The organism is Stenotrophomonas sp. Steno-C17, from assembly GCF_056393165.1.
Window position 1 is genome coordinate 97,727 of the sequence record NZ_JBWJPD010000015.1, and the last position, 14,148, is coordinate 111,874.

The 14,148-nt window shown below is 69.1% G+C and carries 12 protein-coding genes; 3 read left to right on the forward strand and 9 right to left on the reverse strand.

What is annotated here, in order from left to right:
- Positions 1-50: 50 nt before the first annotated feature.
- The 7 genes from AC06FA_RS14390 to AC06FA_RS14420 all read right to left on the reverse strand — a co-directional run bounded on the left by AC06FA_RS14390 (position 51) and on the right by AC06FA_RS14420 (position 6,861).
- Positions 51-1,700, reverse strand: a complete 1,650-nt coding sequence (locus AC06FA_RS14390) for an MFS transporter (protein WP_478068901.1) — start codon at positions 1,698-1,700, stop codon at positions 51-53.
- Positions 1,694-2,977: an alginate export family protein gene (locus AC06FA_RS14395; protein ID WP_478068902.1), complete on the reverse strand. Its 1,284-nt coding sequence runs from the start codon at positions 2,975-2,977 to the stop codon at positions 1,694-1,696. Before AC06FA_RS14395 ends, AC06FA_RS14390 begins: the two co-directional genes overlap by 7 nt.
- Positions 2,956-4,803, reverse strand: coding sequence for an amidohydrolase (locus AC06FA_RS14400; RefSeq protein ID WP_478068911.1), 1,848 nt, complete (start codon positions 4,801-4,803; stop codon positions 2,956-2,958). The genes AC06FA_RS14395 and AC06FA_RS14400 overlap by 22 nt, the downstream gene beginning before the upstream one ends.
- 119 nt (positions 4,804-4,922) lie before the next feature.
- Positions 4,923-5,348, reverse strand: a complete 426-nt coding sequence (locus AC06FA_RS14405; protein WP_478068903.1) for a DoxX family protein — start codon at positions 5,346-5,348, stop codon at positions 4,923-4,925.
- 2 nt (positions 5,349-5,350) lie between these two features.
- The gene (locus tag AC06FA_RS14410) at positions 5,351-6,007 is read right to left on the reverse strand and encodes a hydrolase (protein ID WP_108771800.1); all 657 of its coding nucleotides are present in this window, start codon (positions 6,005-6,007) and stop codon (positions 5,351-5,353) included.
- Positions 6,008-6,009: 2 nt separating this feature from the next.
- The gene (locus AC06FA_RS14415) at positions 6,010-6,450 is read right to left on the reverse strand and encodes a helix-turn-helix transcriptional regulator (RefSeq protein WP_312708984.1); all 441 of its coding nucleotides are present in this window, start codon (positions 6,448-6,450) and stop codon (positions 6,010-6,012) included.
- Positions 6,451-6,528: 78 nt separating this feature from the next.
- Positions 6,529-6,861 (reverse strand): hypothetical protein, encoded by a 333-nt coding sequence (locus tag AC06FA_RS14420; protein WP_478068904.1) that lies wholly within the window; start codon positions 6,859-6,861, stop codon positions 6,529-6,531.
- 105 nt (positions 6,862-6,966) lie between these two features.
- Here AC06FA_RS14420 and AC06FA_RS14425 point away from each other — a divergent pair, with 105 nt between their 5' ends.
- Positions 6,967-9,984 (forward strand): sensor histidine kinase, encoded by a 3,018-nt coding sequence (locus AC06FA_RS14425; protein WP_478068905.1) that lies wholly within the window; start codon positions 6,967-6,969, stop codon positions 9,982-9,984.
- On the forward strand, positions 9,977-10,627 hold the full coding sequence (locus AC06FA_RS14430) for a response regulator (protein ID WP_478068906.1): 651 nt from the start codon (positions 9,977-9,979) through the stop codon (positions 10,625-10,627). The genes AC06FA_RS14425 and AC06FA_RS14430 overlap by 8 nt, the downstream gene beginning before the upstream one ends.
- A 195-nt stretch (positions 10,628-10,822) precedes the next feature.
- Here the strand turns inward: AC06FA_RS14430 and AC06FA_RS14435 are convergent, their stop codons facing one another.
- Positions 10,823-12,271: an amidohydrolase family protein gene (locus tag AC06FA_RS14435; RefSeq protein ID WP_478068907.1), complete on the reverse strand. Its 1,449-nt coding sequence runs from the start codon at positions 12,269-12,271 to the stop codon at positions 10,823-10,825.
- Positions 12,272-12,317: 46 nt separating this feature from the next.
- Complete coding sequence (locus AC06FA_RS14440; RefSeq protein WP_478068908.1) at positions 12,318-13,016, reverse strand: ankyrin repeat domain-containing protein; 699 nt, start codon at positions 13,014-13,016, stop codon at positions 12,318-12,320.
- 105 nt (positions 13,017-13,121) lie between these two features.
- Between AC06FA_RS14440 and AC06FA_RS14445 the strand changes: the two genes are divergently transcribed.
- Positions 13,122-14,003, forward strand: a complete 882-nt coding sequence (locus AC06FA_RS14445) for a LysR substrate-binding domain-containing protein (RefSeq protein ID WP_478068909.1) — start codon at positions 13,122-13,124, stop codon at positions 14,001-14,003.
- The last annotated feature ends 145 nt before the right edge of the window (positions 14,004-14,148 follow it).

The window sequence follows — 14,148 nt, forward strand, 5'->3', positions numbered from 1 at the left end:
CGCGCCGCCGCCCCTGCACGGTAGCGCCGGGCCATGCCCGGCGGCTCCTTTCAGATATCGCTGTGATGGTGCGGCACGTTGGCCGGCAACGGGTCCTGCCCACCCACGAAGTGCCGCACGATCGGCGCACGCTCGCCCCGGTGCAGGCCGCGCAGTGTTTCCTGGATCGCCTTGTCGTCGGCGGTGATCCGTTCGTGCTGGCGCAGATGCTCCAGCCACGACGGGGTCACGAAATACTCCAGGTGCACGCCCGGCGTGGCCACGTCTTCCACCACGCCCCAGACCACCGCACCATCGCGGCGGCGGATCGTGCCCAGCGCGCGCATCTGTGCCTGGAACAGCGCGCGGTCGCCGGCTTCGATGCGGTATTCCACCGTCACCAGCACCGGGCCGCGGTCATGCGACACCGGCACGGCCAGTTCCGGCGCCGGCCAATGTCCGGCCGGACGCAGGTTCAGTTCCTCGGTGCCGGCAATGCGCACGCGCCAGACCAGCAGGCCGCCCACCACCGCGCCCACGGCCGCCACCAGCAGGGCCAGTTCCGGCGAAGTGCGCTGGGCCAGCGCGCCCCAGCTCAGGCCACCGGCGGCCATGCCGGCCGAGAACACCATGATGTACAGCGCCAGCGCGCGCGCACGGACCCATGCCGGCACCGCCGTCTGCGCCGCAATCTGCAGCGAGGACAGCACGGTGATCCAGGCAAAACCATTGACCAGCATCACCAGCGGCAGCACGTACCAGCTGCGGGTCAGCGCCAGCCCCACCAGGCTGCAGGCCAGGGCAAGCGTCGCCAGCAGCACCAGCAGGTCGCGGTCCAGTTTCGCGCGCAGTTTCGGCAGCAGCAACGCGCCGCCCACCGCACCGATACCAATGCAGCCCAGCAGGATGCCGTACTGCCCGGCCCCGCCATGCATCTGCCCGCGCACCACCACCGGCAGCAGGGCGTTCATCGCCGCGGCGAAGAAGAAGAACCCCACCGATTTGATCAGCACCGCCTGCAGGCGCCCGGCGCGGCTGGCATAGCGCAGGCCGGCCTTCAGGCCCGCGCCGAAGCCTTCCGGCGGCAGGCTCGAGGCCTTCGGGTCGCGTTTCCAGCCCCAGACCACGAACAGCATGGCGGCGAAGGTAACGGCATTGAAGCTGAAGGCCCACACCGCACCCAGCTGCGCCACGATCACGCCACCGATGGCCGGGCCGATCGAACGGGCAATGTTGATGCCGATCGAGTTCAGCGCCACCGCCGAGGCCAGCATCGGCTGCGGCACCAGCTCGGACACGATCGCCGCCTGCGCCGGCATGGCCATGGCCGCACCACAGCCCATGCAGAAGGTCAGCAGCACCAGCAGGTTCGGGGTCAGCAGGTCGAACGCGGTCAGCGTGGCCATCACCGCTGCCACCAGCAGCATCCAGCCCTGGGTGAACAACAGGTATTTCCGGCGGTCGACGATGTCGGCCAGGGTACCGGCGGCCAGCGCCAGCAGCACGATCGGTACCGTGGTGGCCGACTGCACCAGGGCCACCATCAACGGCGAGCCGGTGCGCTCGGCCATCACCCAGGCCGCGGCGACGTCGTTCACCCAGGTGCCGATGTTGCTGGCCAGGATCGCCAGCCACAGGGCCCGGAACATGCTGATCTTCAGCGGGGACCAGGCACCTGCGGCCTGGGGGGGGGAAGGTTGTGACGCGGTTGCGTTCACCATTGCCATGCTCCAACGATCGAGGCGAACAGCGTGTCCTGGCCGCCGGCCTGCTTCAGTGCAGGACCCGCATCGACCCAGGCCAGCTGCAGCTGCCATTGCCAGTGTTCGCTGGCTTGCCAGCGGGTTTCGGATTTGTATTGGGTACCGATGCGGCGTGCGCCACCGGCACTGCCGGGCAGTGCCGACAGCGGCGCGGGGGTGGTGTAGACCGCATCGGCGCGGCGGTGCTTCCAGGCCATCTGCACGCCCAGTTCGGTGGTGACCTTCGGGTCCAGCCGCAGCGCCAGGGTCGGCTGCACGTCCATCAGGTTGGCCGGCGCCAACAGGCTGGCCTCGCTGAAGTACGCCGATTTGGGGAACAGCGCGTTGAACGTGCCCAGCCGACCGTCATGCAGGTTGCCATCGCCACTGGCGATGTCGGCCTTCAGGCCCAGCCGTGGTTGCAGCGGCAGCGCGGCCCAGCGCCAGCCGGTATCGGTGGCGAGGGTCCACGCGCGGATGTCCAGATCGGCACCGGCCGTGCGCAGCTCACCGCCCTGGGCCACCAGTTCGGTGTTCCAGTCCAACGCGCCCGCCTGGCCGAACCAGCGGGTGCCCACGGTCTGTCGCCGCTCCATGCCGCTGCCGGCGGCGAAGCGTGCACCGTCGCGGCGGTAATCCAGCAGGTAGATGTCCCATTGCCCTGCGCCGTGCCCGCGCGCGGTGGTGGCATAGGCGCCCCACAGGTGCGCACCGTGTTCGCCACGGTCGTCGAACGCACCGGGGCGGTTCTCCACCGGCCGCAACGCCAGCAGGTCCAGTCGGCCCAGCCGCCCGCTCCAGCCGACGCGCGCACCATCGAAGGCCAGGCGGATGTTCGGCCCATCGCGCACGGACAGCAGGCGCGAACTGCCATAGCCGGCTTCCTGCCGGCCCAACTGCACATGCCAGCCTTCGCCCTGCCAGCGCCAGTAGGCCTGCTGCACATCCAGTGCGCTGCGATCGGTGCGGCCGGGGCCACCGGCCTTGCCCTGCTCGCCGTGCACGCCCAGCTGCAGCTTGGCTTCCCAGTCATCGTGGCGGTAGGTAGCCGCGGCCAGCGCGCGCAGCAGGCCATAGCCATCCTCGCCGCCGCCCACGCCGAAGCGCGTGGGGTCGTAATACAGCCCGCGCAGGCGCACCGAGGCATCCCACTGCAGCTGGCCATCGCCCACTGTGGTGCAGGCACCGCCGTCGCAGGCCAGCGCCAGCGACGGCGCGGCCAGCGCAGCCAGGGTCAGAACGCGAAGCACGAACACCCCATGGCGCCCCAGAACGCGGTCAGATCATCGGTCGGCGCGGCGTGATGGGCGGCATGGCCGTGCGCACCGTGGGTGCCGCAGGCGGCGCCATGATGATGGTGGTGGGCCGCGGCCAGTCCGGTGGCCGCGCCACCCACGTGGTAGCCGCCGAACTTGTTCACCGGCGACCAGTCCGGCATGGCCGGCGGCAACTGCGGGGCCAGCCCGGCGTAGTCGCCGTCGGCATGCACGATGCGGCCGCCGACCACGGTCAGCAGGCTGCTGATATCGGCGATCTGCGCATCATCCACGCGGAAGAAGTCGGCCGACAGCACGATGAAATCGGCCAGCTGGCCTTCCTTCAGCGTGCCCTTCACCGCTTCGTCGCCAGAGAACCACGCACTGCCCTGGGTCCACAGGCGCAGCGCCTGTTCGCGTTCCAGCAGGTTCTCGTCGCCATACAGCGCCAGCCCACCCACGGTGCGCCCGGTCACCAGCCACGACAGCGCCACCCACGGGTTGTAGCTGGCCACACGCGTGGCATCGGTGCCGGCGCCCACCGGCACGCCCTCGGCCAGCATGCGCTTGACCGGTGGGGTGTGGCGCGCGGCCTGCACGCCGTAGCGCTGCACGAACGCTTCACCCTGGTAGGCCATGCGGTGCTGCACGGCAATGCCGCCGCCCAGCGCGCGGATACGTTCGATGTTGCGCGGGGTGATGGTTTCGGCGTGGTCGATGAACCAGTGCAGGCCATCGAACGGCACTTCGCGGTTCACCTGTTCGTACACGTCCAGGATGCGGGTGATGCTTTCATCGTAGGTGGCGTGGATGCGGAACGGCCAACGCTTTTCCACCAGCAGCTTGACCACGTCGTGCAGTTCCGGCTCCAGCTCCGGCGGCAGTTCCGGGCGCGGCTCGTTGAACAGCTCGAAATCGGCGGCGGAAAACACCAGCATCTCGCCGGCACCGTTGTGGCGCAGCAGGTCGTCGCCCTGGCGCGGCTGCAGGATCTCGCTCCAGCCGCGGAAGTCGTTGACCTCGTTGCCCTTGTTCTGGGTGAACAGGTTGTAGGCGATGCGTACCGTCAGCTGGTCATCGCGGTGCAGCTGTTCGATGACCTGGTAATCCTCGGGGTAATTCTGGAAACCGCCACCGGCATCGATCACCGAGGTGATGCCCAGGCGGTTCAGTTCGCGCATGAAGTGGCGGGTGGAATTGGCCTGGTACTCCACCGGCAGGCGCGGGCCTTTGGCCAGCGTGGCATACAGGATCAGCGCGTTGGGCTTGGCCAGCAGCAGGCCGGTCGGGTTGCCCAGCGAATCGCGCACGATCTGCCCGCCCGGCGGGTCCGGCGTGTCCTTGGTGTAGCCGCAGGCACGCAGCGCCGCGCGGTTCAGCAGTGCGCGGTCGTACAGGTGCAGCAGGAACACCGGCGTATCCGGCGCGATGTCATTGAGTTCCTGCAGGGTCGGCAACCGCTTTTCGGTGAATTGGCTGGCGGTGAAGCCACCGACCACACGCACCCATTGCGGCGCCGGCGTGCGGTCCACCTGCGCCTTCAGCATGGCCATGGCATCGGCCAACGAACGCAGGCCGTCCCAGCGCAGTTCCAGGTTGTAGTTCAGGCCACCGCGGATCAGGTGGGTGTGGCTGTCATTCAGACCGGGAACCAGTCGACGGCCCTGCGCGTCCAGGATGGTGGCCTCGTTGCCCCAGCCGCGCATGATCTCTTCATCGCTGCCCACGGCGACGATGCGGCCTTCCTGTACGGCCAGTGCCTGCGCGTGCGGGCGTTGCGGGTCCAGCGTGGTGATACGGGCATTGCGGATGACCAGCGTGCTCATGCGGCGCTCCTTGGAGGGGGATTGGATGGCGCCGGCGGCAGTGCCGGCCAGGCCCAGCGCCAGCGCGGCGCCGGCACCCAGCACGACGTTGCGGCGGCCGGGGTGGTGGGGGTCGGAACTCATGCAAGGTCTCCCTGCAGCAGCGGGCCGTCCAGCGCCCAGGCACCGGGCCCGGCGCAGGCGATGGCCAGCAGGATGAAGGTCCACATCAGCGGGTATTCAACGCCGCCGCGCATCCAGAACCAGCCCTTGGGCAGGGCCAGCAGCGCGGTGAAGCCGATGAACGCGGCCGCCGCCAGGGCGGCCACGCGGGTCTGCCAGCCCAGCAGCACGGCCAGGCCGGACAGCACCTGCAACAGCGCCAGCAGCAACGGCAGCGGCGCGGCCGACGGCAGCCCGAAGCCGCGCAGTTCGCCGGCAAAGCCGCGCAGGCCGGGGCCGCCGAACCAGCCCAGCAGCTTGCCCAGTGCGTGGGGCAGCAGGAATCCACCTGCCGCCACCCGCAGCATCAGCAAGGCCAGGTCCAGGCCGTGACTGCCGGTCATGCTCAGTGACCGCCTTCCTGTGCGCCGAACATGGTCTTGGCGTACTGGATGCCGATGCCGTAGCCGCCGGCGTGGTCGCGGGCGATGCCGGTGGTCAGGCCATAGGTTTCGCCGCGCGCCCAGTCACGCTGCAGTTCCAGCAGGTACTGCACGCTGGTGATCGGCACGGCACCGGCCTGCACCATGCGGGTGATGGCGCGCTCGTGCGCTTCCTCGCTCACGTCGCCACAGGCGTCGGTGATCACATAGACCTCGAAGCCCTGCTCCAGCGCCGACAGGGTCGGGCCGACGATGCAGACGCTGGTCCACAGACCGCCCAGCACCAGGCGGCGCTTGCCGATGCGGTTGATCTCATCGATCACCGGCTGGTCTTCCCAGGTGTTCATCGAGGTGCGGTCGAACACGGTCTGGCCGGGGAAGATCTCCGGCAGTTCCGGGAACATCGGGCCGGAGAACGACTTCTCGGCCACGGTGGTCAGCACCACCGGCACGTTGAAGCCCTTGGCGCCCTTGCTGATCAGCGAGACGTTGTTGCGCAGCGCCGAGATGTCGATGGTGTGCGTTGCGAAGGCCATCTGCGATTGGTAGTCGATCAGCACCAGGGCGTGGTCGGTGGGCGACAGCAGGGCCTTGGCGGGGGTGGCGGTTGCGGTGGTCATGGTCAGACTCCAGGGGTGGTTGAAGGCGGGGATGGCTGGCGGCCGCAGGCGCGCTCGGCAGGCAGCCGCAGTGCGGCGTCACCGGCCAGGTACTGGCCGGGGCTGCAGCCGGTCTCGGCGCGGAAACTGCGCACGAAATGGCTCTGGTCGAAAAAGCCCAGGTGCTGGGCCAGGTGGGACATCGAGCCGGTGCTGTCGGGCAGCAGTTGCCGGGCCCGTTCGATGCGCCGGCGGCGCACATAGCGCAATGGGCTGGCACCGGTGCCGGTGCGGAACAGGCGCACCAGATGAAAGCGGCTGACGCAGGCCACTTCGGCCAGCTCGGTCACCCGCAGCGGCTGCGACAGGTGTTCGTCGATGTAACGCAGGGCGCGCTGCAGCGCGGCCGACTGGTTCGGCGCAAGCGCGTCTGCGGCGAACGCTGGCGGGGTGGGCAGGGCCATGCGAATGCACCGCGACGGGGGCCTTCATGGTGCGCTGCGGTCGCGCCGCGCCCTACCCCCGACGGTCCAGCGCACCACTCACCCTTTTGGGGGAGGCCCGCGCTCCAGCACCCGCCGCCCGAACTGGCGCGCATCCAGTGAATAGGCGCCCGGCCCCAGCAGGAACAGCGCCACCGGCACGGCCAGCAGCGGCCACGGTGCGCCCTGCAGCCACAACCCGAGCAGGGCCAGCGGCACCGCCAGCGGTGTCAGCCAGCCCAGCAGCAACAGCGCCTGTGCCGCCACGCAGACCAGCCAGATACCGCCAACCGGCGGCTGCGCCGGCCACAGCGCGGCCAACAGGCACAGGCGCAACCACAGCAAGCCGATGCCCGGCGCGCGGTCGGGGAACATCACAAACAAGCGCTGCATTGGTGGCCTCCCTGCTCCATGCCACGTTGATACCGCATGCCGCGCCCGCCGCGCCTGCCCCGTTCGGGTCACCCCGGCCTGCCCCGCACCTGCCAGAATGGCGGCATGCGCGCCCTCCCCCGCTCTTTCCTGCAGTACCTGCAGGGGCTGATCTGCTGCCTGTCGCTGGCCATTGCGCTGCCGGCCCTGGCCGTGCAGCAGCCGCCGGTCAGCACCGGCATGCCCGGCTACCAGCACACGGCCTGGCGGGTCGGCCAAGGGGCGCCAGGCGATATCTGGGACATTGCCCAGGACCGCGACGGCATGTTGTGGCTGGCCACCGGCTCGGGCCTGTACCGTTTCGACGGGCGCCGCTTTGAACGCCAGGCCGCGCCGCCCGGGCAGCGCTTCCCGTCCACCAACATGGTCACCCTGGCCGTGGACAACGCGCAGGGGCTGTGGATCGGTTACTTCCAGGCCGGCATCAGCCACAGCCAACCCGGCCGACTGGACAACTACGGCCGCGCGCAGGGCATCCCCGTGGGCGTGGTTCCCCATTTCGAACACGATCAGCAGGGGCGGCTGTGGGCCGCCGTGAACGGTGGGCTGCGCTGGTTCGACGGGGAGCGCTGGCAGGCCGATGCCCGTACCGGGCTGCCCGACCGCCGCGTGCAGTGGGTGTTCCAGGACAGCCATGGCACGCTGTGGGTGCTGGCCGATCTACAGATCTGGTCACGCCCGTCCGGCGCGTCGCGGTTCACCTCGACGGGCATCGCCGTCTCGCAGATGTCCACGCTGGCCGAGAGCCCGCGCGGCGAAGTGTGGCTGGCCGACCGCAACCGCGGCACGCTGCCACTGGCCAATGGCAAGGGGCTGCTGCCCGCCAGCGAACGCGAAGCGCGGCGCCTGCCCGGCCTGCTGGCGTCGCGCATGCAGTTCAGCCCCGATGGCGACCTGTGGGCGACCTTCAGTCCGCACGGTGGCGTGGCGCGGGTCAGCTTCGATGGCAACACGGCCACCGGCATCGAGCGCTTCGACACTGCCGAAGGGCTGACCGCCACCTCGGCGGTGCCGGTGCTGCTCGATCGCGAAGGCAACATCTGGGTGGGCACCAACCTGGGGTTGAACCGCTTCCGCGCGCGCAGCGTACAGACGCTGGCCGTGGGCCCGACCGACCCGTATCGCTCGCTGGTGCGTACCGGCGACGGGCGCGTCTACGGCTACGGCGAAGACCTGCGACCGTACGATCTTCGCCGCGACCTGCTGCGCGGCAGCGCGCAGGACCTGCAGGCGGCCGCCCGCCGCGACGCACAGCCGATGTGGCAGTTCGACTGGGTGAACCTGGCCCGCACCGAGGCCGGACACACCACCCGCATTCCGCTGCCTGCGCCATACACCGGCCAGGCGAGCCACGCCCTGCTGTTCACTGGCAACGACAATGCATGGGTCTGTGCGGGCGAACAGGCAGTGCTGCATTACCAGGCCGGGCACTGGCAACGCGACCCGCGCCTGCCCGAGCGCGCCTGTTCCAGCCTGGCGCAGAGCGCCGACGGTGGCCTGCTGCTGGGCTATGCCGATGGGCGCGTGCGCCGCCTGGACGATACCGGCGTTGCGACCTACGGTCCCGCGCAGGGCCTGGATGTGGGGCCGATCACCGCGCTGCTGCAGCACCGCGACCTGCTGCTGGTTGCCGGCGAATCGGGTCTGTCGGTGCGCATCGGCACTGCGCCGTTCACCACCGTGCGCACCGATCTGGCCGGCGTGCTGGAAGGCATCACCGGCATCGTGGTCGATGGCCGTGGCCGCCTCTGGTTGAACGGCAGCCGCGGACTGGTGCGGCTGCAGGAATCCACCCTGCGCAGCGCGCTGCAGCAGGGCACCCCGCTGAGTCCGCGCCTGTTCGACGCCGTCGATGGGATGCCCGGCATCGCCCTGCAGAGTGGCCCCATTCCCACCGCCGTGTTGGCCGCCGACGGCCTGCTGTGGCTGGCGACCAACCAGGGGCTGGCGTGGCTGGATACCACCCAGAACCACATCGACACCCAGGCTCCGGGCGTTCGCATTGGCGACGTGCTGTATGGCGATACCCACCAGCCGCTGACCGAAGGCCTGAACCTGCCGGCCGGCACCACCCAGCTGCAGATCGATTTCGTGGCCCTGTCGCTGGCCCGGCCCGAACGCAACCGCTACCGCTACCGCCTGTCCGGCGTGGACGACAGCTGGCAGGACGCCGGCAGCAGCACCCGCGCCTACTACACCAACCTGACCGCAGGCAGCTATCGCTTCGACGTGGAAGCGGCCAACGAAGACGGCGTGTGGAGCCAGGTGCCCGCCAGCCGCAGTTTCCGCATCGCGCCCACCTTCGTGCAGACCGTCTGGTTCAAGCTGCTGTGCGCGCTGGTGGTGCTGGTGGTACTGGGCATGGCCGTGCGCATCCGCAGTGGCCAGTTGGCCGCGCTGTTCCGCGCGCGCCTGCAGGAACGCCATGGCGAGCGCGAACGCATCGCCCGTGACCTGCATGACACGCTGCTGCAGGGCAGCCAGGGGCTGATCCTGCGGCTGCATGCCATCAGCCAGTCGGAACGCACGCCGGAGCCGGTGCGGGCCCAGCTGGAATCGGCCATGCAGTTGGCCGAACGCAACCTGGCCGAGGGCCGCGAACGGGTGAATGCACTGCGCGATGGTCCGTTCAGTGGCCGCGACCTGGCCACCGCATTGGCCGACGTGCATGCCGAATATGCCGGCGACGGCACCAACCCCCTGCGCCTGACCGTGGAAGGCAGCCCGCCCGTGCTGCAGGCCGATGCGGCCGAGGAAGTGTTCCTGATCGGCCGCGAAGCGATCCGCAACGCCTTGCGGCATGCCCAGCCCAGTGCCATCGAAGTGGAACTCTCGTACGGGCCGCGCAGTTTCCTGCTGCACGTGCGCGATGATGGCATCGGCATCGCCGACCCCAGTGCCAGCAACGGCCACTGGGGCCTGCAGGGCATGCGCGAGCGAGCGCAGCGACTGGGTGCGCAACTGCAGTTGTGGACGCGGCCCGGCCTGGGCACCGAAGTAGCGCTGGCCGTTCCCGGCCGCCGCCTGTACCAACGACGTGCGCCGCGCTGGCGCTGGCCCTGGAGCCGAACCTCCCATGACTGAGTCCCCTTCCCCCATCAGCGTACTGGTGGTCGATGACCACCCCCTGCTGCGCGATGGCCTGGCCGCCCTGCTGGGCGCGCACGCCGATCTGCGCCTGCTCGGTGAGGCATCCGATGGTGAAGAAGCAATCGCCCGCTATCAGCAGTTGCAGCCCGACGTGGTGCTGATGGACCTGCAGATGCCGCGCCTGGACGGCGTGGAGGCCATCGTGCGCATCCGCGCGTTGAATCCACGCGCGCGCATCATCGTGCTGACCACCTACCGCGGCGACGTGCGCGCCGTGCGCGCCCTGCAGGCCGGGGCCAGCGCTTACCTGCTGAAGGACATGCTGCGCCACGAGCTGGTGGATACCATCCGCACCGTGGCCGATGGGCGCCGCGCGCCGATTCCGGCCGAAGTGGCCGCCAGCATCGCCGCCCACGTGGTGGAAGACCGGCTGTCGCCGCGCGAAACCGAGGTGCTTCGCCATGTGGCCAGCGGCCTGTCCAACAAGCGCATCGGCGAGCGCATGCAGATCTCCGAACAGACCGTGAAGGCGCACATGAAGAGCCTGATGGACAAGCTTGGCGTGGGCGACCGCACCCACGCCGTCACCCAGGCGCTGCGCCGCGGCATCATCAGCCTGGACGACAGCAACCCGTAGCGTCGAGCGTGCTCGACGGCTTCTGCTTCTCCGTAGCGTCGAGCGTGCTCGACGGCTTCTGCTTCTCCGTAGCGTCGAGCTTGCTCGACGGCTTCTGCTTCTCCGTAGCGTCGAGCTTGCTCGACGGCTCTGCGCTCAGTCGAGCAAGCTCGACTCTACGCTCATCGGTCTGCGCTCAGTCGAGCAAGCTCGACCCTACCGTGCTGCGGCATTCCATTCGGCCACCTTCGCACGCGTATCGGCCAGCATCTTGTCCAGCGCGGCGCGGTCGTACACATCCCCGCGCAGGATCACGCTGTCGATCTTCTGCGTGGCGGCAATGTCCTGCAACGGGTTGGCGGTCAACAGCACCAGATCCGCGGCCTTGCCCACTGCCACGCCACCATAGCGGTCCATCTGGCCAAACCATGCCGGACCGGAACGGGTCGCCGCCGACAATGCCTGCGGCGCACTCAAGCCTTCCTTCACGAACAGCTGCAGCTCCTGGTGCAGGGCGATGCCGGGGAAGTTGTACGAGTTGAGGAAGCCCGCATCGGTGCCGGCAATGATCGTCACGCCGGCCTCCTGCAGCAGCGGCAGCACCGCGGCCACCTGGTGGTACTGCGCATGGCGCGCTTCAATCTGGGCCGGGCTGGCCTTGGCCGCACGCTCCACGCGCCACGTATAGGTCGCGCGCAGGCCGGGGCCGATATACGCCAGGTAGGGATCGTTGGCATGGTCATCCTGGTCGAGGAAGTCCAGGATGCGCCCGCCGTTCAGCGTGGGGGTGACAAACACGCCGCGCTTGGCGAAATCGCGGTACGCGCGCAGCGCCGTCTCCCGGTCAAAGCTGGCATCCAGACGACGGTTGGCCTCGGCGCGATCGATGCGGCCCGCACCGAAATCGGCGGCAATGTGTGCCTCATCCTTGCTGCCGGCCTTGAACGCATAATCCAGATGCTCGATCGACGCCAATCCGGCATCCACCGCCTGCTCCACCGTCAGCGCCATCGGAATATGCCCGGAGGCCTTCAGCCCCGCGTTGCGCGCGGCGGTGGCCGAGTACAGGAACAACTCCGGCTTCAGCGTGCTGTCGGTGATCTTCACGAAGTCGACCTTGTCGTGCTGCAGCCGGGTGATCGCCTGATCGACCTGCGCCTTGTCACCGACTTCGATGGTGCCCTTCCACACCGGCTTGATGCCTTCGATCTTCGCCCCCGAGCTGAGCAGGCGCGGTCCGAACAGCGTACCGTCGGCGATCTGCCCGCGCCACTGCAGCACCTGTTCCGGCAGATCACCCGAGCAGTCACGAATGGTCGTGATGCCGTGGGCGATGTACAGCGGCAGCAACGCCTTGTTCTCCTCGATCAGGGCCGGGCCACCACCGAAGTGCACGTGCATGTCCCACAGGCCCGGAATGAGGTACTTGCCCTTGGCATCGATCTGCCGGCCTGCGCTCCACTGGCTGCGCAGCTGCGCGTCGGGGCCCACCGCAACGATGTCATCGCCACGGATCACCACGCTCTGGCCCGGAACACTGCGCGCGTGCTCGACATCGACCACGGTGGCATTGCGGATCAGCAGGTCGGCCCGTTCGGCGGCGGACGCCGACAGCGGCGCCACGGCAAAGAGGATCGCAAGGGACAAGGGGCGGGAACGGAACATGGACGGCATCCTGGTAAGCACGCGGGCGCGCGGTGTGGAAGGGGGTTCAGTGCGTTGCGCCGTGCTGGCGCAACAGGGTTTCGATTGCGGTGTAGCCACGCTGGCGCGCGTGCGCCAGCGGCGTTGTGCCATCGCCGTCGGCCAGGTGCGGATCGGCGCCGGCCTCCAGCAGCAGCTGCACGATCTGCACGTGGCGCGGTCCGCCGTCACCCAGCAGGATCGCTTCCAACAGCGCGGTCCAGTGCAGGCGGTTGACGTGGTCTACCGCCACCCCGGCACGCAGCAGTGTCCGTACCGTGGCCACGTGGCCGCGCTCGGCAGCGGGAATCAGGGCGGTGCCGCCGTAGCGGTTGGTGCTGCGCAGGTCGGCACCGTGGGCCAGGGTCAGGGCGAGGATCTCTTCCAAGCCACGCGCACCGGCGTACAGATAGGCGCTGTCCTGTATCGCATCCTTGGCATTGACGTCCGCGCCGGCCTCGATCAGCGCACGCGCCGCGTCCACATGATTGCCGTGGGTGGCCAGCAACACGGCGGTACGGCCCTGTGCATCGCGCGCTTCCAGATCGGCGCCAGCGTCCAGTGCCTGACGCACGGCGCCGGCATCGCCGCGGTCGGCAGCCTCACGCAGCCGCGCATCGGCGGGGCCGGCCGCTGCAGAACAGGCAGGCAGCAGCAGCGCCAGCAGGCACAGCAGCAACAGGTGGCACGGCCCGGCCGGCCACTCACGGCAACGATGGATGCGCATCTGCATGTCTCCTCTGCGGTGGCCGGTACAGCGCAGCGCCGTGCTTGCCGGGCCTTGTCCTGCATGGTAGAAGTCGAAGCAATCATCCAGAAGTGAAATGTTCAAATGGCTGACAGTGCCAAATCGAATAGATCGCTGTTCGAGCTGGATCTGTTGCGGGCCCTGGTGATGGTGGCGGACTGCGGCAGCTTCACCACCGCCGCCACCCGCCTGCATTCCACCCAGTCGACGGTCAGCCAGAAGGTGCGGCGGCTGGAGGAACTGGCCGGACACCGACTGCTCGAACGCGGCCACCGCGACGTGCATCCCACCGACGCCGGGCACACGCTGCTGGGCTACGCGCGGCGCATGCTCGATCTGAACGACGAACTGGCGCAGGCGCTGGCCGGGGCCACCGTGGAAACGGCGGTGCGCATCGGCGTGCCCGAGGACTTCGTCAATGCACAGACCACCCGCATGCTGGCCACCTTCAGCCGCCGCCACCCGCAGGTGAAGCTGGAGATCAGCAGTGGTCTCAGTCGCGACCTGGCGCACGGCTTCGACCATGGCGAACTGGATCTGGTGCTGGTGAAGCAGCGCCGCAACACGCGCCAGGCGGTGCACTGCCGGCGCGAGCCGATGCACTGGATCGACAGCATGCGCAGCAGCAGCCTGCAGCAGGATCCGCTGCCGCTGGTCACCTTCCCGCCGCGCGGGCTGTACCGCGACGAGATGATCCAGGCCGTGGAGGCGTTGGGGCTGCGCTGGCGCATTGCGTTCACCAGTTCCTCGCTCAGCGGCATCCAGGGCGCGGTGGCCGATGGCATCGGCATCAGCCTGCTGCCGCGCCGGGCGGTGAACCGCGAGCACCGCATCATCGATGGCGAGCGCGCGCTGCCGGTGATCGACAATTACGAGCTGGGGCTGCTGCACCGGCCCGACGCAGACCAGGCCGTACGCGCACTGGCCGCCGAACTCTGGCGCCAGGTGCAGCGCGAGGCGGAGTAGTTCTTTGTTTGCAGGGCTGCGCCCTGCACCTGCCGATACAACGTCAACGTCAACGTCAAACGCTGGGGTCCTGGGGAATGGCGGGGCGGGTCCGGTTGCGGGGGACGCTGCAAGTACGTCCATGTAAGCTCGGTCGCCGCATCCA

Excerpts from the sequence above, each read along its gene's own strand:
- AC06FA_RS14390 (WP_478068901.1), bottom strand. The coding sequence starts at position 1,700 with ATGGTGAACGCAACCGCGTCACAACCTTCCCCCCCCCAGGCCGCAGGT.
- AC06FA_RS14400 (WP_478068911.1), bottom strand. The coding sequence starts at position 4,803 with ATGAGCACGCTGGTCATCCGCAATGCCCGTATCACCACGCTGGACCCG.
- AC06FA_RS14405 (WP_478068903.1), bottom strand. The coding sequence starts at position 5,348 with ATGACCGGCAGTCACGGCCTGGACCTGGCCTTGCTGATGCTGCGGGTG.
- AC06FA_RS14410 (WP_108771800.1), bottom strand. The coding sequence starts at position 6,007 with ATGACCACCGCAACCGCCACCCCCGCCAAGGCCCTGCTGTCGCCCACC.
- AC06FA_RS14415 (WP_312708984.1), bottom strand. The coding sequence starts at position 6,450 with ATGGCCCTGCCCACCCCGCCAGCGTTCGCCGCAGACGCGCTTGCGCCG.
- AC06FA_RS14420 (WP_478068904.1), bottom strand. The coding sequence starts at position 6,861 with ATGCAGCGCTTGTTTGTGATGTTCCCCGACCGCGCGCCGGGCATCGGC.
- AC06FA_RS14425 (WP_478068905.1), top strand. The coding sequence starts at position 6,967 with ATGCGCGCCCTCCCCCGCTCTTTCCTGCAGTACCTGCAGGGGCTGATC.
- AC06FA_RS14430 (WP_478068906.1), top strand. The coding sequence starts at position 9,977 with ATGACTGAGTCCCCTTCCCCCATCAGCGTACTGGTGGTCGATGACCAC.
- AC06FA_RS14435 (WP_478068907.1), bottom strand. The coding sequence starts at position 12,271 with ATGTTCCGTTCCCGCCCCTTGTCCCTTGCGATCCTCTTTGCCGTGGCG.
- AC06FA_RS14440 (WP_478068908.1), bottom strand. The coding sequence starts at position 13,016 with ATGCGCATCCATCGTTGCCGTGAGTGGCCGGCCGGGCCGTGCCACCTG.
- AC06FA_RS14445 (WP_478068909.1), top strand. The coding sequence starts at position 13,122 with ATGGCTGACAGTGCCAAATCGAATAGATCGCTGTTCGAGCTGGATCTG.